This window comes from Methylobacterium sp. WL7, assembly GCF_008040085.1.
In the GTDB taxonomy this organism is placed as follows: Bacteria; Pseudomonadota; Alphaproteobacteria; order Rhizobiales; family Beijerinckiaceae; genus Methylobacterium; species Methylobacterium mesophilicum.
Map to the genome: position 1 here is coordinate 25,040 of NZ_VRVG01000024.1, position 17,849 is coordinate 42,888.

Consider the following 17,849-nt stretch of genomic DNA (forward strand, 5'->3'; position numbering starts at 1 on the left):
CACGCGCCACTCCACTCGGGATTTGTCCCACGAGGTGGAGTGCGCGCTGCAGAGGCACCGCGACCCGCATGTCACGGGGCCGGGGCGGAGGGCCCGACCGTCGCATAGTTCGACGCGTCGTTCTTCGGCCGCTCCCCCGCCAGCGTCTCGCCGGTGGCGAGGTAGTGGATCGTCTCGGCGATGTTGGTCGTATGGTCGCCGATGCGCTCGACGTTCTTCGCGCAGAACAGCAGGTGCGTGCAGAACGAGATGTTGCGCGGATCTTCCATCATGTAGGTGAGGAGTTCGCGGAACAGCGAATTGTACAGGGCGTCGATCTCGCCGTCCCGCTCCCAGACATCGTAGGCCGCCTTGATGTCGCGGCTGGCATAGGCGTCGAGGATGTCCTTGAGCTGGGCTTCCGCCAGGTCGCTCATATGGCGCACGCCCAGCACGATCTTCTGCGCGGGCGCCTGATCGGAGATCGCGACGACCCGCTTGGCGACGTTCTTGGCGAGATCGCCGATCCGCTCCAGATCGCCGGAGACGCGGATCGCCGAGATGGTCTCGCGCAGATCGATCGCCAGCGGCTGGCGCCGGGCGATGAGCAGGACTGCCCGCTCCTCGATGTCGCGCTGGAGCGCGTCGAGGCGCTTGTCGGCGAGGATCACCGCCTGGGCGAGCGTATCGTCCCGGCGGACCAGGGCGTCGGTCGCCTCGGCGGCCATCTTCTCGGCGACGCCGCCCATCTCGGAGATCGAGCGGCGGAGGTCATCCAGGTCGGTGTCGTAAGAACTGACGATATGGCCGGGCATGGTGGATCCTTCGATGGCGTCCCGCAAACCTTGATCCGCGAGGTCTGGCGGAAACCCGCCGCTGCGATCACGGATACCGATGTGCGTTTCCCGGTACCCAGTCCCTTGCGTAGTTCACGTCATGATGCGGAGCGGATCGGCTTTCGGTATGCGACGACAAACAATCGGAATAGGCCGATGTTCCCAGATCAACGCAGCATGTCTCGGAGTAGCGCCCGGTCGTCTTCCGATCGGGCGCGGCCCCTCGTCTTGAAATCGGCGGGTCGACATGTGCCGATCCGGTACTCAACTCTTAAGCGAATTGCTTAGCCGAACCGGCCGGTGATGTAATCCTGGGTGCGTTGCTCGACAGGATTCATGAACATCCGGTTGGTCGGGCCGAACTCGATCAACTCACCCAGATACATGAAGGCGGTGAACTGCGAGATGCGGGCAGCCTGCTGCATGTTGTGCGTGACGATCACGATGGTGAATTCGTCGCGCAGTTGCTCGATCAACTCCTCGATGCGGCCCGTGGAGATCGGGTCGAGCGCCGAGGTTGGCTCGTCGAACAGGATAACCTCCGGGCTCTGGGCCACGGTGCGGGCGATGCACAGGCGCTGCTGCTGGCCGCCGGAGAGGCCGGTGCCGGCCTGGCGCAGCTTGTCCTTCACCTCGTCCCAGAGGGCGGACTTGCGCAAAGCCTGCTCCACCCGCCCGTCGAGCTCGGATTTCGGCAGCTTCTCGTAAAGGCGCAGCCCGAAGGCCACGTTGTCGTAGATCGACATCGGGAACGGCGTCGGCTTTTGGAAGACCATGCCGATCCGCGCGCGCAGATCGTTCAAGTCGACGGACGGATCGAGCACGTTCTGGCCGTCGAGCATGATCTGACCCTCGGCCCGCTGCTCCGGGTAGAGGCTGTAGATCCGGTTGAAGCAGCGCAGCAGGGTGGACTTGCCGCAGCCGGACGGTCCGATTAGGGCCGTGACCTGCCGGTCGTGGAAGTTGATGTCCACGTTCTTCAGCCCGTGGAAGCTGCCGTAGTAGAAGTTGAGGCCCTTCACGGCGATCCGGACCGCACCGCCCTCGTTGGCGTGGTTGCGGGTGAGATCGACCGTGGGGATCGCGGAGGCGGCGTTCATCGTCGTGTCCTCGAGAAGGGTCTTAGCGCGACATCTGCGGCTTGATGACGAGACGGGCGATGATCGACAGCACCAGGATCGTCGCGGTGATGAGGAGCGCCCCGGCCCAGGCGAGGCTCTGCCAGTTCGGATAGGGCGAGAGGGCGAACTGGTAGATCATGACCGGGAGGTTCGCGACGCCGCCCATCAGGTCGGGCGAGAACCACGAATTGTTGTTGAGCGCGGTGAACAGGAGCGGCGCCGTCTCGCCGGCGATGCGGGCCAGCGCCAGGATGATCCCCGTGACGATGCCGGCCGAGGCCGCCCGCCAGGTGACGCTGATGATCACCGTCGAGGGCGGGGCGCCCAGCGCAGCCCCGGCCTCGCGCAGGGTGCCGGGCACCAGGCGCATCATGTCCTCGGTCGTGCGCACGATCACCGGCACCGCGATGATGGCGAGCGCCACGCCGCCGGCCCAGCCCGAATAGGTCCCCATCGGCCGGACCATCAGGGTGTAGACGAACAGGCCGATCAGGATCGACGGTGCCGAGAGCAGGATGTCGTTGAGGAAGCGGATCAGCCCGGCGATCTTGGAGAACCGGCCGTACTCGGCCAGGTAGGTCCCGGCCATGACGCCGATCGGCGTCGCGACCGTGATCCCGATTCCGGTGAGCACCAGGCTGCCCAGGATCGCGTTGGCGATGCCGCCGCCCTCGGAGCCGGGCCCCGGGGTCGGGTGCATGAACATGGCGGGCGTGAAGCCCTGCACGCCCTGGATGATCAGCATCAGCAGGATCGAACCGAGCACCACGGCGCCCACGATCGTGGCGACCAGGCAGGCGGTGCGCAGCACGCGGTCGGCGATCCGCCGGCTGGGGCGGACACGTCCGGAGCGGCGCGGCGCGGCGGTGTTGAGGGCCATGGGGTTGGACGCGTCCATCGTGAGCCCTCCTCAGGCAGCTTTGACGCGGCGCGTCAGCAGCCGGGCGATGATGAGCACCACGAAGGTGATGACGAAGAGAATGCAGCCCAGGGCCATCAGGGCGTTGAGCTGAAGTCCGTCAGCCTCGTTGAACTCGTTGGCGATGCGCGACGCGATGGTCGAGCTCGGGTCGAAGATCGAGGCCGAGAGGCGGTTGGCGTTGCCGATCACGAAGGTCACCGCCATCGTCTCGCCGAGGGCGCGCCCGAGGCCGAGCATGATCGCGCCGATGATCGAGACGGAGGCCTGCGGGACCAGCACGTGGCGGACCACCTCCCAGGTGGTGCAACCGATGCCGTAGGCGCTCTCGCGCAGAACGGTCGGGATCTGGTCGAGCATGTCCCGGGCGATCGAGGCGATGAACGGCACGATCATGATCGCCAGGATGATGCCTGCGGTGAACACGCCGACCCCGGACGGGACCCGGGCGTAGAACAGCGTGCCGACGATCGGCATGCCCTCGACGATGTTCGACACCGGGATCTGGACGAAGCGCGCGAAGAGCGGCGCGAACACGAACAGGCCCCACATGCCGTAAATGATGCTCGGCACCGCGGCGAGCAGCTCGATGGTCATCGCCACCGGCTTGCGGGCCCAGCCCGGGCAGAGCTGGGTAAGGTAGACGGCGATCCCCAGGGAGACCGGGACGCCGATCAGGAGCGCCAGGGTGGCCGAGGCCACGGTCCCGATCACGGCGACCAGGGAGCCGTACTGCTCGGTCCCGACGTTCCAGGCGCTGGAGGTCAGGAAGGCGAAGCCGAATTCCCGGAAGGCGGGCCAGCCGCCATAGAGGATCGAGCCCAGGATTCCGGCAAGCACGATCAGCACGAACAGGGCGGCCCCGTAGGAGCAGACCCGGAACAGGGTGTCGAGGCTCCGGCTCGGTCCCTTGCGCGCGGCAGCGGCGCGAGGTCGGGCGAGGGCAATCGTCTCGGTCAAAGCGGACATCCGCGATTCTCTGCGAAGGGAGGCGTGGTAGCGCGGTGCGGGCCGCGATGCGAGGGAGGGGGCTTCAACCCCCTCCCTCCTCTTACTCACATGTTGAAGACGGGCTTACCGTCCTTACCCTTCACGGTTTTCCATTCTTCGTGGATCAGGGCGACGACATTGTCCGGCAGCGGCACGTAATCGAGGTCCGCGGCGAGTTTGTCGCCGTTCTTATAAGCCCAATCGAAGAACTTCAGCGTATCTGCGGCCTTTGCCGCGTCGGCCGATTCCTTGTGGACGAGGATGAACGTCGCCGCCGTGATCGGCCACGCGTCGTCGCCCGGCTGGTTGGTCAGCGAGATGCCGAAGCCCGGGGCCGACTTCCAGTCGGCGCTGGCGGCGGCGGCCTGGAACGCCTTGTCGTCCGGCTGCGGATACTTGCCGGCCTTGTTCTGCAACAGGGCGTAAGCGAGCTTGTTCTGCTTGGCGTAGGCGGATTCGACGTAGCCGATGGCGTTCGGCACCTGCTTGACGGTGGCGGTGACGCCCTCGTTGCCCTTGCCGCCCTGCCCGACCGGCCAGGAGATCGTCGTGGCCGCGCCGTATTCCTTCTTCCAGGTCTCGGAGGCCTGGGACAGGTAGGTGGTGAAGATGTTGGTCGTGCCCGAGGCGTCCGACCGGTAGACCGGGGTGATGGTGGCGTCGGGGAGCTTCACGCCGTCGTTGAGCTTCGCGATCCGCGGGTCGCTCCACTTGGAGATCTTGCCGGCGTAGATGTCTGCCAGGATGTCGCCGGTGAGCTTCAACTTGCCGGGCTCGAGGCCGGCGATGTTCACCACCGGCACGACGCCGCCCATCACGGTGGGGAACTGGACGAGGCCGTCCTTGGCCAACTGCTCGCCCTTGAGCGGGGCGTCGGTGGCGCCGAAATCGACGGTCTTGGCCTGGATCTGCTTGATGCCGCCGCCGGAACCGATCGACTGGTAGTTCAGTCCCGAGCCGGTCTCCTTGCGGTAGGCTTCGGCCCACTTGGAGTAGACCGGGAACGGGAAGGTGGCGCCGGCTCCCGTGATGTCGGCAGCGAGTGCGGCGGACGCCAGCTGGACCGTCGCGAGGCCGACGGCGAGCGCGTAAGCAAAGGGTCTCAAGGGAATCTCCGTAGCCGTCGGGCGAGAGCCTGCGCCTCTCTGCCGGCAAGCCCATGCCCGCGGCAGAGCTGTGCGGCCGGTCTTCCAAGAGACCCGGCGCCGGCCGCCCGATGGGCCGGGCGTTACGACAGGGAGATGACATCGGCATGACATCGCGCCGCAGACACGAAGGCACGGTTTGGGGCGCTGGCGCGTTCAAGCCCGGTGGCGGCGTCTCGGCGATGCCGTCCGCGCGACCAGGAAGGCAGTCGGATCGTGGATGATCAGGGGACCGACGCACAGGAAGGTCCCGATGCGGCATGGCTTGCCCTGCACGCCGACCGCGAGGCCGTGGAGCGCGCGCTGACCCTGGCGCAGGCGCGCCAGCGCTACGGCACCGACGCCGAGGCGATCGCTCAGGCGCGCCGCGAGGAGGCCGAACTTCTGGTGGATCTCGACCGGATCCTCACGCAGATCCGGGCCGCGGAGTATCGCCGGCGGCCGGGCTCGCGGCGCTGGTAGCGCAGGGCGAAAGCAATCTTGGCCGGGGCGAATATGGATTCGGTCGCGGCGCGGCTTCAGCCGACCCGGCGCAGCTCCCGCTCTTTCTGGCGCAGGCGCAGGAGCAGTTCGACGTGGGTGTCGGTGATCGGCTGCGTGTCGACGCTGCCCTCATAGACCGTACGAAGCGTCAGCCCGAGCTGATGCGTGTCGATCGCCTGCTTGAGGGCTCGACCGGGATGCCCGCGCCCCTCGGACGCGACGATGGACGGCTTCATGTTTTCCTCCCGCCCTTCAACCGCGTGCTCCTGAACCACGGTCCCGGGATGGGATCAGTCTCGCCAAGAATGGTTAACGAAACGTTACGCGCAACAAACGGTTAAGGTTGATGCGCGTTCATGCATCTGCGCCTTGCAGCAGCCTGGCCGCCGCGGCCCGGGCCTCATCGGTCACCGTGGCGCCGGCCAGCATCCGGGCGATCTCCTCGCGGCGCTCCGCGACCGGCAGGCTCGCCACTCGGGTCGCGACCCGGCCGGCGCCTTTCACAGGGGCCTTGGCGATCAGGAAATGCGTGCTCGCGCGGGCTGCGACCTGGGGCGCGTGGGTCACGGCCACCACCTGGACGGTGGCGGCGAGCCGGGCCAAGCGCAGGCCGATCGCGTCGGCCACCGCGCCCCCGACCCCGGTGTCGATCTCGTCGAAGATCAGGGTCGGGGCGGAGCCCTTGTCGGCGAGCACGACCTTCAGGGCCAGCATGAAGCGCGACAACTCACCGCCGGAGGCGACCTTCATCATCGGGCCGGGCTTCGTGCCGGGGTTGGTTTGCGCCCAGAACTCGACCCGGTCGATGCCGGCGGGATCGCGCGCCTCCGGGTCGGTGACGATCTCGGTGATGAACCGGGCGCGTTCCAGCTTCAGCGGCGGCAGCTCGGCCTTCACGGCCGCGTCGAGCTGCTTGGCCGCCTTACGGCGCCCGGCGCTGAGCTTCTCAGCCGCCTCGGCGTACTGCGCCTCGGCCTTGGCCCGCGCCTGTTCCAGGCCCTCCAGAGCCGCCTCCCCGGCATCGAGGCTCGCGACCTCGCCGGCGTAGCGCTCCGCCAGGGCGGCGAGGTCGTCGGCCGGGACGTCGTATTTCCGCGAGGCGGCGCGCAGCGCGAACAGCCGCTCTTCCGCGCGCTCCAGGTCGCGCGGGTCGAATTCGGTCTCGGAGACGGCCGCGTCCAGGACCGCCCGGGCCTCGTCGAGGGCGACCATGGCGGCGTCGAGGGCGTTGACGCAGGGATCGATCAGGGCGGGGAGCTGCCCGGCCCGGCGCTCCAGCTTGCGCAGGGCGGCCGAAATGTGCGGCACGCCGGAATGCGGTCCGCCGACGGCGTCCAGCGCCTCGTTCAGCTCGCGGGCGACCTTTTCCGATTGCTGCATGACGCTGCGACGTTCGGCAAGCTGGGCCTCCTCGCCGTGCTGGGGCGCCAAGGTGGCGAGTTCCTCCACGGCGTGGCGCAGGAAATCCGCCTCCTTGCGGGCCGCCTCGATGCGGGCCCGGTGCTCGGCGAGTTCCGTGCGCGCCGTGCGCACGGCCTTGGCCGCCGTCGCGACCTTCGCGAGCTGCGATTGCAGGCCCCCGAAGGCGTCGAGGATCGCCCGGTGGGAGGCCGGGTCGGCCAGCGCGCGGTCGTCGTGCTGGCCGTGGATCTCCACGAGCGCGGCGCCGATCGCCCGCAACACCTGCACGCCCACCGGCTGGTCGTTGACGAAGGCGCGGGTGCGGCCGTCGGCCATCTGGGTCCGGCGCAGGATCAGGTCGCCCTCGGTGTCGATCTCGGCCTCGGTCGCGATTCGACGGGCCGGATGATCCAGGGGGAGGTCGAACACCGCGGTGACGCCGCCCTGCGGCTCGCCATGGCGCACGAGTCGACCGTCGCCGCGACCACCGAGGGCCAGGGCGAAGGCGTCGAGCAGGATCGATTTGCCCGCACCCGTCTCCCCGGTCAGGACGCTGAGGCCTGTCCGGAAATTCAGTTCGAGCCTGTCGATCAGAACGATGTCGCGGATCGCGAGCTGCGCCAGCATGCGGCGGCGGGGATTCCTGAGGACGGGACCGCAGACATAAGGCCGCTGCGGCGCGGATTCACCCCAAAAATGCGCCGCGGCGCATCTCCGGTGACGCGGGTCTGCGCGGACGAGAAAGGCCCGGAGCGTCGGCTCCGGGCCTTGGGACATCTGGCGGCAGGCCGAAACCCGCCGGATCGATCACTCGGCCGAGGCGGTCTTGCCCGTGACGGTCCGGTAGATCTTGGACAGGAACGAGGTCTTCTCCTCGCGGGGCTCGACGCCGCCCTTGGCCAGGAGCGCGTGCGCATCCTTGTACCAGGGGCTGTCCGGGAAGTTGTGCCCGAGCACCGCCGCGGAGTTCTGTGCCTCCTGGGTGATGCCGAGCGCCCAGTACGCCTCGGTCAGGCGCTCCAGCGCCTCTTCCGCGTGGCGGGTGGTCTGGTACTTGGCGACGACGTCGCGGAACCGGTTGATCGCGGCCGGGAAGTTGCGCCGCTCCAGGTAGTAGCGGCCGACCTCCATCTCCTTGCCGGCGAGCTGGTCGCGAGTGATCTGGATCTTCGAGCGTGCGTCCGTCGAATACTCGGAGGTCGGGTACTTCTGGACCAGTTCCTGCAGGGCCACCAGCGCCTTCTCGGACCGGTCTTGGTCGCGGGTCACGTCCGGGATCTGCTTGTAGTTCGACATCGCCATCAGGTACTGCGCGTAGGCGGCATCCTTGCTGGCCGGATGGCGCTGCAGGTACCGCTTCGCTGCGCTGATCGCGTCGTCGTACTTTTGGCCTTCGTAGTTGGCGTAGGCCGTCATGAGCAGCGCCTTCCGGGACCACTCGGAATACTGGTACTGCTTGTCGAGGCTATCGAATTTCTTGACCGCGCCCTCGTAGTCGCTGTCCTCCAGCTTGGCCAAGCCCTCGCTGTAGAGCTTGTCCGCGGGGACATCCGGAACGACTTCGGGCTTGTACTTTTCGGCGAACAGGTTGGTCGGATCGAAGTCGCAGCCGCCGAGGCCCAGGCCGAGAACGGCCACGAGAGGCGCCATGAAGGCAGCCGCCCGGCGATGACGAATGGTGACAGGCATCTGGCGCTCTTTCCCGGGACCGGCGCACGTCCCGCGCCGTCGTGCCATCGCGTGAGTGGATCCGGCCCGACCGGGCCGTGCCCGTCGTTCACGGACCGTTAAACCCTGACGGTTGATTCGGGCACGAAAGCGGCAAGGCCGCGGCAGACCGTATCGGTTGCCAGCTGTGTCCCGCGGGTCACAGAATGGGGGGTCAGAGATCGCCCGCGAAGGCGGCGATGCCGAGGCCGACGCCGAGTTCCGACAGGACGGCTTCGCGGCGCGAGCCCTGCGCCTCGATGATGGCGTAGTTGGACCGGTCCGCGAACAGGGCAGAGAGCACGCCGACATTCATCCGGTGGCCGCCGCAATAGGAGCGATAGGCGCCCTGGATCGGCAGTCCGGCCAGCGCGAGGTCGCCGACCGCATCGAGGATCTTGTGGCGGACGAACTCGTCCGGGAAGCGCAGGCCCTCGGGATTGACCACCGCGGTCTCGCCGACCGCGACAGTGTTCTCCAGCGAGGCACCGAGCGCGAAGCCGGCTTTCCAGTAGCGCTCCACGTCCTTCATCATCCCGAAGGTGCGGGCGCCGGCGATCTCGCGGCGGTAGGTGGCGGGCGACAGGTCCATCGCCTTGCGCGAGCGGCCGATCACCGGGCTGTCGAAATCGATCTCCACGTCGAGGCGGAAGCCCCGGTCGATCGGGCGCAGTTCGGCGAAGGCGCGGCCGGTCTCGATGCGGACGTGCCGCAGGATCTTCAGCCAGCGGCGCGGGGTGCCGCAGGAGGCGATCCCGGCCGTGTCGATGGCCTGAACGAATTGGAGAGCGGACCCGTCGAGGATCGGCATTTCCGGTCCGTCGATCTCGACCAGGGCGTTGTCGACCCCCAGTCCGTAGAGGGCCGACATCAGATGCTCGATGGTGGCGACGGCACCGGTCTCGACGTCACCGATGACGGTGCAGAGTTCGGTGGCGGAGACGAGGGCGTGGTGGGCCTTGATCAGGCGGTCGTTGCCGTGGGTGGTGCTGGTACGAAGAAACGCGATGCCGTGATTGGCTGGCGCTGGGCGGATGGTGATCTCGGCCGGGTTCCCGGAATGGACCCCTACGCCCGAGAGCGTTACCGGCCCCTTCAGGGTCGTCTGTTTATGCGTTCGCATTCATTAGCCCCCGGCCGCGATCAGGTCCGCCATCCCGACCGGGGATGGTGAGGAAACTGTCCGATCCGTCCGCTGCTTGAAGCCCCTACCCGCGCTATCAGGTTGTGTCCCGAAGCGCGTCTCATTGGTCTGGAAGTGTCTATAGCTGCACCGCACAGGGCAGCCAAATCACGGATTCTTACGCTCTGTTACAGACACGCTTGTTGTTCGGAGCGGTTAAAAACCTGATGGCACAAAGGCTTAAAGCTTGGTTAATGCGTGGCTAACCGATGGCCGTTCTGTGGCGTGGATGCATCACGCAGCTGGGGATAGCGTCTCAAACGTTAACCCTGCTGTGACCCCAGTCCTCACATTTCGCAACCAAGGGTTGCTTCGCTGCAGCGCGAAGGGCCGGCGGTCTCCCGCCGGCCCCTTTTCCGTCGTCGCTCGCTCCGAGCGGTCAGTTCGCCTGGCGGCGGAGGAAGGCCGGGATCTCGAGCTGATCGTCGTCCATCATCCGGGACTGGGGTGCGACGCGTCCCTGGGCGTCGAGGCCGCCCTGGGCCGGCCGGTACTGCGGCGCCGCGGGAAGCGGAGCGCGCGGGGCAGCCGGCACGTGCGGCTGGTTCGGCTGGGGCTGGGCCAGCTGGGGCTGAGCCATATGCTGCTGACCTTGGTGCGGCTGCGGCGCCACCGGGCCGGCGGCCCGGGGAGCGGGCACGCCCTCCATGTCGTCCCGCCGTCCGCCGAAGCCGACGGTGGCGAGACGGCGCAGCAGCGAGGTCCGCTTGGATTCCGGGGCGGCTTCCTCGGCGGCCCGATTCGCCAGGATCTGGTTCTGGGCGATCGGCGGCAGTTCGTGGATCTGCGGCATGCGCGGGGCGCGGGCGAGCGGCGCGGCCGCGGGGGCGGCCGGACGCGGGGGCACGAACGGGCCGGCCTGGAACTGCGGCGCCGGCTCGGCCTGCTGCGGAGCGGGGGCCGGGACGAACGGCGCGGCGGCCCGCGGCTGGGACGGGGCGAGGACGACCTCGTCGCGGGCGACCGGGGCGGGAGCCTCGAAGCGGGTCTCGGCGCGCATCTCGGGGGCCGGCTGCGGGGCGGCCGGCGCCTGATGCTGCGCGGGGGCCTGGGCGATCGAGTCCGTGCGGATGCTCGGAACCGGCGAGGTCGCGCGGGCGCGGGCCTCGGCGCGCAGGCGCTCGGCGACTTCAGCGATGCGCTGCTCGGTCTCGGCGATCGCCGGGTTGTTCGGCGAGTTGGCCGAGATCAGCAGCGGCTCGATGCCGGTGGCCACGACAGACACCCGGATGATGCCATCGAGGCTTTCGTCGAAGGTGGCGCCCAGGATGATGTTGGCGTCCTGGTCGACCTCCTCGCGGATGCGGGTGGCGGCCTCGTCGAGTTCGTACAGGGTCAGGTCCGAGCCGCCGGTGATCGAGATCAGCAGGCCGCGGGCGCCCTTCATGGAGACGTCGTCGAGGAGCGGGTTGGCGATGGCCGCCTCGGCGGCGCGGTTGGCGCGCTTCTCGCCCGACGCCTCGCCGGTGCCCATCATGGCCTTGCCCATGCCGCGCATGATCGCCCGGACGTCGGCGAAGTCGAGGTTGATCAGGCCTTCCTTGACCATCAGGTCGGTGATGCAGGCGACGCCGGAGTAGAGCACCTGGTCGGCCATCGCGAAGGCGTCGGCGAAGGTGGTCTTCTCGTTGGCGACCCGGAACAGGTTCTGGTTCGGGATCACGATCAGGGTGTCGACCGCGGCCTGCAACTCCTGGATGCCGCTCTCGGCGGTGCGCATGCGGCGCACGCCTTCGAACTGGAACGGCTTGGTCACGACGCCGACCGTGAGGATGCCCATGTCGCGGGCGGTCCGGGCGATGACCGGCGCTGCGCCGGTGCCGGTGCCACCGCCCATGCCGGCGGTGATGAAGCACATGTGGGCGCCCGAGAGCTGGTCCCGGATCTCGTCGATCACTTCGTCGGCGGCGGCCGAGCCGACCTCCGGGTGGGAGCCGGCGCCGAGGCCCTGGGTGACGCCCAGGCCCATCTGGATCACCCGCTCCGCCTTCGAGGAGGTGAGCGCCTGCGCGTCGGTGTTGGCGACCACGAACTCGCAGCCGAGCAGGCCTGATTCGATCATGTTGTTGACTGCGTTGCCGCCTGCGCCGCCGACACCGAAGACGGTGATGCGGGGCTTGAGTTCCCGGATGTCCGGCGCCTGGAGGGTAATGGCCATGGTGTCGAGCCTCTCGCTTACTCTGCTTTCCGTGCGGCGCTGCGGCGCCGATATTTTTTCGATCCCCCGCCCGTGAAGGCGGCGGTGAAACCCTAGAAGCTCTCTCGGAGCCAGCGCCCGACCCGGCTGATGTACCGGTCCGATCCCGTGGCCGCGAAGGCGCCGTGCCCCCGCGGCTCGAAGTGCTCGGCGTGCGCCACCTGCGGGTAGACCAGCAGGCCGACGGCGGCCGAGAAGGCCGGTCCCTTGGCCGCCTCGGGCAGGCCGCGGATCCCCAGCGGCCGGCCGATCCGGACCTGACCCTGGAGGACGCGCCGGGCGACTTCCGGCAGGCCGACGAGCTGGCTGGCGCCGCCCGTCAGCACCACCCGCCGGCCGGCCTGGGCGGCGAAGCCGGCATCCCGCAGGCGGTCGCGGACCAGCTCGACCACCTCCTCGACCCGCGGCTTGATGATCCGCACCAGCTGCGAGCGCGGGATGTGGGCCGGGGCCTCGCCCTCGTCCTCGCCGACCCCGTGCACGGCGATCATGTCGCGATCGTCGGACGGGGTGGAGAGGGCCGAGCCGTAAAGGGTCTTCAGCCGCTCGGCCGCGGCCATGCGGGTGGAGAGCCCCCGGGCGATATCCATGGTGACGTGGTGTCCGCCGACCGCCACCGCGTCCACGTGGACGAGGTGGCCGCCCGAGAACACGCCGACGCTGGTGGTGCCGCCGCCCATGTCGACGACGCACACGCCCATCTCGGCCTCGTCGTCCACCAGGGCCGAGAGCCCGGCGGCGTAGGGCGTGGCGATCACCGCCTCGACCCCGAGGTGGCAATGCTCGACCGCCAGCATGACGTTGCGGGCGGCGGCGAGTTCGCTCGTCACGACATGCAGGTCGACCCCGAGGGCCTCGCCGATCATGCCCGACGGATCGATCACGGCACCCTGCCCGTCCAGCGCGTAGCCGGTGGGCAGGGCGTGCAGCACGGCCCGTCCGGGGCTGACGCCGTGGGCGCTCGCCGTCTCCAGCACCCGCTCGACATCGCTGCCGGTGACGGTGCCGGAGCGGGTGTTCACCCGGGCCTGGAAATGCTGCGAGGCGAGCCGGCCGCCCGACATGTTGACGATGACCGACTGGACCTCGACCTTGGCCATCCGCTCGGCGGCGTGGACCGCCTGGCGGATCGCGCCCTCGGCGGCGGCGAGATCGACGATCGCCCCACCCTTCAGCCCCAGCGAGCGCTGGTGGCCGATGCCGATGATGCGGGCGAGGTGCGTCCGGCCGCGCAGGGTCGAGAGCGCCTCGGCCGGCTGCAACTCGGCGATGAGGCAGACGACCTTGCTGGTGCCGATGTCGAGCACCGACAGGGTGGTCGAGCGCCGGGCGGAGAGCGGCTTCAGGCGCGGCGTGAGGCCGTGTTGGCTGTGCATTGACACTACCGGACGCAGAAGGCGGGACGGGCGGAGATCGAGGTTAAGGGCATCAGCTGGCCGCGCCCTTCTTCTTCGCCTTCTGGGCTTCCGCGCGGGCGGCGGCGGCCTCCTCGGTCAGGCGCACCACCAGGCGGTCGGGCATGCGCAGGTCCACCGCGATGATGTCCTTTTCGAGCAGGCCGGCCTCGCGCTCGAACCGGACGAGACGCGCGAGCGCCGCGGCTGGGTCGATCTCGGGCAGGCGCACGTCCACGCCGTCGAGCTTGAGGGTCCAGCGCCGGCCCGAGACGTAGGTCCCGGCCTTGATCCGCTCGGAGAGCGGACCGGCGGCGGCGATGAGGGCGAGATATTCGGGCAGCTTGTTATTGGCGTCGTCGCCCACGACGAGCGGCAGGCTGGCGTAGCGGTCGTCCCGCATTGCGTCGATCACGGTGCCGTCGGCGGCGATCACGTTGATCTCGCCGTTCTTCTGCCAGAGGGCGGCGGGCTCGCGCTCGACCTGGGTGATCGCGATCTCGTTCGGATAGATCTTGCGGACCGAAGCCTGGGCGATCAGCGGCACGGCCAGCAGCTTCTCGCGCACCGCCACGACGTCCAGGAACGGGACCGAGGAGCGCCAGTCGATGCCGGCTGCCGACAGCACCTCGCGCTCGTACATCCGGGAGATGCCCGAGATGGTCACGCGCTCGACGCCGAAGCCGAGGACCCGCGCTGCGATGTCCAGGGGCCGACCCTGCTCGGCGACGAAGGACTCGTAGCGCCCGCTCGCCACGAAGCCGGCGAGCGCCACGGTGGCGAGGGATACGGAGACGCCCACGGTGCCGACGCCGCGCGGCAGGCGCTGAGTCAGGAGCTGGCCCCTGCGGGACCGGCGCACCGAGAGGGAGCGGGCGGGAGCGCGTCCGGTGAGCCGATCCAGCGCGGCGCCGACGAGGCGCGCGGGAAGGCTGCGACCGGCAGCGTCACCGCCGCTCAGCGATTCAGAGAAGCGTCCTCCACCATCCATCGGACGAGCTCACCGAAACCAAGACCCGCATGGGCCGCCATCTCCGGCACAAGGCTCGTCTGGGTCATGCCGGGTTGCGTGTTGACCTCCAGGACGACGAGCAAACCGGTTCCACCCGGTGTGTCGTCGTAGCGAAGGTCGGCACGGCTGACGCCCCGGCAGCCCAGTGCTTGATGCGCCGTTAACGACAGTTCTTGGACACGCTGGTAAACATTTGGTTTAAGTTCGGCCGGCAGCACGTGGACCGACCCCCCCGGGGCGTACTTCGCGTCGTAGTCGTACCAGTCCCCCGTGGCGGCCTTCACCTCGATCACCCCGAGCGCCTTGTCGCCCATCACCCCGCAGGTCAGTTCGCGACCGGCTATGTAAGGTTCTGCAAGGACTTGCTCGCCGAAGGTCCAGTCCTCCGAGGCGAGGATCTGGGGCGGGTGCGACCGGCCGTCGCGGACGATGATGACCCCCACGGACGAGCCCTCAGCGATCGGCTTGACCACGTAGGGCGGCGGAAGCGGGTGGTTTTTCGCGGCCTCGAAGCGGTTAACGATCCGACCCGCCGGCACGTCCACGCCGGCTGCGTGCAGCACCGTCTTCGCCCGCTCCTTGTTCATGGCCAGCGCCGACGCGAGCACGCCCGAATGGGTGTACGGAATCTTCAGGATCTCCAGCAGCCCCTGGATTGTCCCGTCCTCTCCGTCCGGACCGTGCAGGGCGTTGAAGGCCACGTCCGGCCGCAGCTCGGTGAGCACCGAGGCGATGTCGGGCCCGACGTCGACGCGGGTGACCCGGTACCCCTCCCCTTCGAGCGCCGTCGCGCAGGCCGCGCCGGAATTGAGCGAGACCTCGCGCTCGGCGGAGGTACCGCCCAGGAGGACGGCGACGTGCTTGGACATGGTGGGCTCCGGGGAAGTCTGGGTCGAGGATCGGGTCACGTTGGGCCGACCAGGTCATGGATCGCGGCGAAGACCGCCGCCGCAATGGCCGGCGGCAGAGCGCCGATGCGGCGCAGGATGCGGCCGGGTTCGATGCAGGCGATCTTCAGCGGACGGACCGTGGAGGCGGCGCCGAGGCCCGCTGCGGCGAAATCCCTGATCGGGATGTCACCGCTCATGCCGGCGTTTCGGGCGCTCGTGATCATCGCAATCCGCACGTAGCCGGCCTGCGCGACCGCGGCTCCGGAGACGGCGGGGCGTCGCTTCTCGGCCACGCGGTCCGAGTAGGGGAACTTCACGACCACGACGGAGCCGGCCGAAAAGCTCGCGGCCTCAGAGGTCGGCATAATCTTCGTCATCGATGAGGCCGCCCCATTCCATGAAGGCGACGAACGGATCCTCGCCCTCCGGGGGCGCCTTGTCGATGCGGACGCCGTCCGGTGAGATCCGGTAGCGCAGACGATCCCCCGGGCCGATGGCGAGGCGCTCGCGTACCTCGGCGGGCAGCACGGTCTGGCTCTTGACCGAGATCTTCGAGTAGGCGGTGCGGGCGGACTTGCCGGGCATGGCCGATACCCCTTCAACGCGACTTACAACTTACTGACTTACCGCCGCCGAATCCACGCCGATCCGCCGGATCTCCCAGCGCAGCGTGACGCCGCTGGTCTCCCGAACCCGGCGCCGGACTTCCTCGCCCAGTCCCTCGATATCGGCAGCGGTGGCGCCGCCGGTGTTGATCAGGAAGTTGCAATGCATCGGCGAGACCTGGGCGCCGCCCCGGGTCAGGCCGCGGCAGCCGGCGGCGTCGACGAGCTGCCAGGCTTTGCCACCCTCCGGGTTGGCGAAGGTCGAGCCGCCGGTGCGCTCGCGGATCGGTTGTGCGGCCTCGCGGGCCGCCGTGACCCGCTCCATTTCGGCTTCGATCGCGGCGCGGTCCCCGGGTGTTCCGCGGAACAACGCGCGCGTGAAGATGACGTCCTCGGGCGCGTCGGAATGCCGGTAGGAAAAACCCATCTCGGCGTGGCTGAAGCGGCGCAGCGCCCCGGTCCGGTCGATGCCATGCGCCTCGACCAGCACGTCGGTGGTCTCGCCGCCATGGGCGCCGGCGTTCATCCGCAGGGCGCCCCCGATCGAGCCCGGAATGCCCCGGTAGAACGCGAGTCCGTCGAGCCCGGCCTCGGCGGCCGCCTTGGCGAGGCGCATGTCCGGCACGGCGGTGCCGACCTGCAACGTCTCGCCGTCGATCGCGATACCGCCGAACGCCTTGCCGCCGAGCCGGATGACCACGCCCGGCACGCCGCCGTCGCGGACGATCAGGTTGGAGCCGAGGCCGATCACGGTGACCGGCACATCGGGTTCCAGGGCGGCGAGGAGGTGCGCGAGATCCTCCTCGTCCGCCGGGGTGAACAGGACCTCGGCCGGACCGCCAACGCGGAACCAGGTCAGGTCGGCCAGCGGCTGGTCGGCGAGCAGGCGCCCGCGCAGGGCCGGCGCGGCGGCGCGGATTCGGTCGTGGAGCGATGCGGTCATGGGGTAATCTCCCCTCTCCCCACAGGCGGGACTACGGTCTTCATACAGTTCAAGAGGTGACGCTGGTCCCCTCTCCCCGCGCGCGGGGAGAGGCCCGCATGGACCTTGTCGTCCGTGCGGGAAGCGCAGGCGAAGCCGGAGCGGAGGTGAGGGGGCGTGAACGGATGAGGCTCATTCGGAGCCGCCCCCTCACCCTCGGCTGCCGCCTCGCTCCGGCGACGACAAGGTCGTCGCGGCCCTCTCCCCGCACGCGGGGAGAGGGGGGCAGCGCGGCCAGGATGGTGTCCAGAACCGCACCAATATTGTCCGCGATCTCGGGATTCCAGAAGCGGAGGACGTGGTAGCCCTGTGCGGCCAGCCATTCGTCCCGAATGCGATCGCGTACATTGTCCGCGTGCTGGCTGCCATCGATCTCGACGATCAGGCGCGCCTCGCGACAGCAGAAATCCGCGACGTAGCGCCCGATCGATTCCTGCCGCACGAACTTGAAGACGGCAAGACGTCGATCGCGCAGGCGATACCAGAGGCGACGCTCCGCCTCCGTTTGAACGAGGCGCAGATGGCGCCGAAACCGGGTACGTTCCGCCTTGGCCGATCGCATCTCCCCATTTCCCCGCGCGGCTCGATCTACGGCTAGGATGCTGCCCGTGACCATCGTCAGAACCCGGACGCCTTCCGGCGAGGCCATCGTGATCCTGCCGGAGGCGGAGCTCGAGCGGCTGCGCGAACTGGCGGACGACACGCTCGACACCTGCGTCATCGACAAGTCGCAGAGCCGCCTGAACGCCGGCGACGAAGAACGCCTCGATGAGTCCGATCTCGATGCGTTGCGCGCGGCCCCGAGCCCCCTGGCGTTCTGGCGCGCCCGGCGAGGGATGACGGTCGCCGCGCTGGCGCGCGACGGCGCGGTGCCCGAGGTGCAACTCACCGATCTGGAAACGGGCGCGGGCACGGCCGATCCTGCCGTCTACGAACGGCTGGCGCGGGCACTCGACATCGATGTCGAAGACCTCATGCCTGACTCAGCCTGATCGACGCCCATCC

The 17,849-nt window shown here is 68.9% G+C and carries 18 protein-coding genes and 2 pseudogenes; 3 read left to right on the forward strand and 17 right to left on the reverse strand.

The annotated features are described in order from the left end of the window. Positions 1–71: 71 nt before the first annotated feature. The 5 genes from phoU to pstS all read right to left on the reverse strand — a co-directional run bounded on the left by phoU (position 72) and on the right by pstS (position 4,951). A complete protein-coding gene (phoU, locus tag FV233_RS09150) occupies positions 72–794 on the reverse strand; it encodes a phosphate signaling complex protein PhoU (protein ID WP_147854454.1) in 723 nt (240 codons plus the stop codon). A gap of 305 nt (positions 795–1,099) precedes the next feature. Continuing rightward, complete coding sequence (gene pstB / locus FV233_RS09155) at positions 1,100–1,915, reverse strand: phosphate ABC transporter ATP-binding protein PstB (protein ID WP_147854455.1); 816 nt, start codon at positions 1,913–1,915, stop codon at positions 1,100–1,102. A gap of 22 nt (positions 1,916–1,937) precedes the next feature. Beyond that, positions 1,938–2,834 (reverse strand): phosphate ABC transporter permease PstA, encoded by an 897-nt coding sequence (gene pstA / locus FV233_RS09160; RefSeq protein WP_147854456.1) that lies wholly within the window; start codon positions 2,832–2,834, stop codon positions 1,938–1,940. Between the two features lie 12 nt (positions 2,835–2,846). Then, entirely contained in the window at positions 2,847–3,824 is a 978-nt protein-coding gene (gene pstC, locus FV233_RS09165) for a phosphate ABC transporter permease subunit PstC (RefSeq protein ID WP_147897288.1), read from the reverse strand. Positions 3,825–3,910: 86 nt separating this feature from the next. Then, positions 3,911–4,951, reverse strand: coding sequence for a phosphate ABC transporter substrate-binding protein PstS (pstS, locus tag FV233_RS09170; protein WP_147897289.1), 1,041 nt, complete (start codon positions 4,949–4,951; stop codon positions 3,911–3,913). A 255-nt stretch (positions 4,952–5,206) separates the two neighbouring features. Between pstS and FV233_RS09175 the strand changes: the two genes are divergently transcribed. After that, positions 5,207–5,452, forward strand: coding sequence for a hypothetical protein (locus FV233_RS09175; RefSeq protein ID WP_147854459.1), 246 nt, complete (start codon positions 5,207–5,209; stop codon positions 5,450–5,452). Positions 5,453–5,508: 56 nt separating this feature from the next. Here FV233_RS09175 and FV233_RS09180 read toward each other — a convergent pair whose 3' ends face one another. The 11 genes from FV233_RS09180 to murB form a co-directional block, all read right to left on the reverse strand. After that, on the reverse strand, positions 5,509–5,709 hold the full coding sequence (locus FV233_RS09180; RefSeq protein WP_147854460.1) for a hypothetical protein: 201 nt from the start codon (positions 5,707–5,709) through the stop codon (positions 5,509–5,511). 118 nt (positions 5,710–5,827) lie between these two features. After that, positions 5,828–7,501 (reverse strand): DNA repair protein RecN, encoded by a 1,674-nt coding sequence (gene recN / locus FV233_RS09185; RefSeq protein ID WP_147897290.1) that lies wholly within the window; start codon positions 7,499–7,501, stop codon positions 5,828–5,830. A gap of 180 nt (positions 7,502–7,681) precedes the next feature. After that, positions 7,682–8,563, reverse strand: a complete 882-nt coding sequence (locus FV233_RS09190) for an outer membrane protein assembly factor BamD (RefSeq protein ID WP_147854462.1) — start codon at positions 8,561–8,563, stop codon at positions 7,682–7,684. 193 nt (positions 8,564–8,756) lie between these two features. Continuing rightward, positions 8,757–9,704, reverse strand: a complete 948-nt coding sequence (gene lpxC / locus FV233_RS09195; RefSeq protein WP_147854463.1) for a UDP-3-O-acyl-N-acetylglucosamine deacetylase — start codon at positions 9,702–9,704, stop codon at positions 8,757–8,759. Between the two features lie 439 nt (positions 9,705–10,143). Beyond that, positions 10,144–11,922, reverse strand: coding sequence for a cell division protein FtsZ (gene ftsZ, locus FV233_RS09200; RefSeq protein WP_147897291.1), 1,779 nt, complete (start codon positions 11,920–11,922; stop codon positions 10,144–10,146). Positions 11,923–12,014: 92 nt separating this feature from the next. Further along, positions 12,015–13,337, reverse strand: coding sequence for a cell division protein FtsA (gene ftsA / locus FV233_RS09205; RefSeq protein WP_147897292.1), 1,323 nt, complete (start codon positions 13,335–13,337; stop codon positions 12,015–12,017). A 52-nt stretch (positions 13,338–13,389) separates the two neighbouring features. Then, the gene (locus FV233_RS09210; protein WP_147854197.1) at positions 13,390–14,346 is read right to left on the reverse strand and encodes a cell division protein FtsQ/DivIB; all 957 of its coding nucleotides are present in this window, start codon (positions 14,344–14,346) and stop codon (positions 13,390–13,392) included. Continuing rightward, positions 14,313–15,236, reverse strand: coding sequence for a D-alanine--D-alanine ligase (locus FV233_RS09215; RefSeq protein ID WP_147854198.1), 924 nt, complete (start codon positions 15,234–15,236; stop codon positions 14,313–14,315). Before FV233_RS09215 ends, FV233_RS09210 begins: the two co-directional genes overlap by 34 nt. 35 nt (positions 15,237–15,271) lie before the next feature. Continuing rightward, the gene (locus tag FV233_RS09220) at positions 15,272–15,580 is read right to left on the reverse strand and encodes a type II toxin-antitoxin system PemK/MazF family toxin (RefSeq protein ID WP_246689944.1); all 309 of its coding nucleotides are present in this window, start codon (positions 15,578–15,580) and stop codon (positions 15,272–15,274) included. Between the two features lie 28 nt (positions 15,581–15,608). After that, the gene (locus FV233_RS09225) at positions 15,609–15,842 is read right to left on the reverse strand and encodes an AbrB/MazE/SpoVT family DNA-binding domain-containing protein (protein WP_147854200.1); all 234 of its coding nucleotides are present in this window, start codon (positions 15,840–15,842) and stop codon (positions 15,609–15,611) included. Between the two features lie 30 nt (positions 15,843–15,872). Beyond that, positions 15,873–16,805: a UDP-N-acetylmuramate dehydrogenase gene (murB, locus tag FV233_RS09230; protein ID WP_147854201.1), complete on the reverse strand. Its 933-nt coding sequence runs from the start codon at positions 16,803–16,805 to the stop codon at positions 15,873–15,875. Positions 16,806–16,873: 68 nt separating this feature from the next. Here murB and FV233_RS31105 point away from each other — a divergent pair. Next, positions 16,874–17,067 (forward strand): annotated as a pseudogene (locus FV233_RS31105) (hypothetical protein); the annotation flags it as partial. Between the two features lie 63 nt (positions 17,068–17,130). Here FV233_RS31105 and FV233_RS31740 read toward each other — a convergent pair. Continuing rightward, positions 17,131–17,565: pseudogene (locus FV233_RS31740) on the reverse strand (endonuclease domain-containing protein); the annotation flags it as partial. Here FV233_RS31740 and FV233_RS09240 point away from each other — a divergent pair. After that, on the forward strand, positions 17,453–17,836 hold the full coding sequence (locus tag FV233_RS09240; protein WP_147854202.1) for a helix-turn-helix domain-containing protein: 384 nt from the start codon (positions 17,453–17,455) through the stop codon (positions 17,834–17,836). The pseudogene FV233_RS31740 and the gene FV233_RS09240 overlap by 113 nt on opposite strands. The last annotated feature ends 13 nt before the right edge of the window (positions 17,837–17,849 follow it).

What these genes read in the sequence shown, in the direction of transcription:
- pstB (WP_147854455.1), bottom strand. Translation starts at nt 1,915, where the DNA reads ATGAACGCCGCCTCCGCGATCCCCACGGTCGATCTCACCCGCAACCAC.
- FV233_RS09190 (WP_147854462.1), bottom strand. Translation starts at nt 8,563, where the DNA reads ATGCCTGTCACCATTCGTCATCGCCGGGCGGCTGCCTTCATGGCGCCT.
- FV233_RS09210 (WP_147854197.1), bottom strand. Translation starts at nt 14,346, where the DNA reads ATGGATGGTGGAGGACGCTTCTCTGAATCGCTGAGCGGCGGTGACGCT.
- murB (WP_147854201.1), bottom strand. Translation starts at nt 16,805, where the DNA reads ATGACCGCATCGCTCCACGACCGAATCCGCGCCGCCGCGCCGGCCCTG.
- ftsA (WP_147897292.1), bottom strand. Translation starts at nt 13,337, where the DNA reads ATGCACAGCCAACACGGCCTCACGCCGCGCCTGAAGCCGCTCTCCGCC.
- ftsZ (WP_147897291.1), bottom strand. Translation starts at nt 11,922, where the DNA reads ATGGCCATTACCCTCCAGGCGCCGGACATCCGGGAACTCAAGCCCCGC.
- phoU (WP_147854454.1), bottom strand. Translation starts at nt 794, where the DNA reads ATGCCCGGCCATATCGTCAGTTCTTACGACACCGACCTGGATGACCTC.
- pstA (WP_147854456.1), bottom strand. Translation starts at nt 2,834, where the DNA reads ATGGACGCGTCCAACCCCATGGCCCTCAACACCGCCGCGCCGCGCCGC.
- FV233_RS09215 (WP_147854198.1), bottom strand. Translation starts at nt 15,236, where the DNA reads ATGTCCAAGCACGTCGCCGTCCTCCTGGGCGGTACCTCCGCCGAGCGC.
- pstC (WP_147897288.1), bottom strand. Translation starts at nt 3,824, where the DNA reads ATGTCCGCTTTGACCGAGACGATTGCCCTCGCCCGACCTCGCGCCGCT.
- FV233_RS09180 (WP_147854460.1), bottom strand. Translation starts at nt 5,709, where the DNA reads ATGAAGCCGTCCATCGTCGCGTCCGAGGGGCGCGGGCATCCCGGTCGA.
- recN (WP_147897290.1), bottom strand. Translation starts at nt 7,501, where the DNA reads ATGCTGGCGCAGCTCGCGATCCGCGACATCGTTCTGATCGACAGGCTC.
- FV233_RS09225 (WP_147854200.1), bottom strand. Translation starts at nt 15,842, where the DNA reads ATGCCCGGCAAGTCCGCCCGCACCGCCTACTCGAAGATCTCGGTCAAG.
- lpxC (WP_147854463.1), bottom strand. Translation starts at nt 9,704, where the DNA reads ATGCGAACGCATAAACAGACGACCCTGAAGGGGCCGGTAACGCTCTCG.